Genomic DNA, 262 nt, shown 5'->3' on the forward strand with positions numbered 1-262 from the left:
GGGCTCTTCTGCCCGTGCCACTGTAGGTATGCAGATTATGGATATTGTGATTACGCCAACGCGTTCTACGCCGCTGGATGGCGGTTTGGCGGTTTTGCACCCTATTGCGGGCTGGATCGCTCAAGCACTTACGCCTTTGGTCTTGTTTGTGCCGCTGTTCACACAGCGCCGCCAGATGTTGCATGACCTTGTTGTTGGGCACGCTGATTGGGATTATTGCTGGGTTTTTCCAAAAACTTGATGGTCCGCTAATGCGCACCAC

1 pseudogene is annotated in these 262 nt (G+C 53.4%); it reads left to right on the forward strand.

The features are described 5' to 3' along the window. Window positions 1-241, forward strand: a pseudogene (locus tag O4G74_RS16170) (RDD family protein); the annotation flags it as partial. Between the last annotated feature and the right edge of the window lie 21 nt (window positions 242-262).

The sequence above is a fragment of the Henriciella marina genome, from assembly GCF_027213945.1.
GTDB lineage: Bacteria > Pseudomonadota > Alphaproteobacteria > Caulobacterales > Hyphomonadaceae > Henriciella > Henriciella marina_A.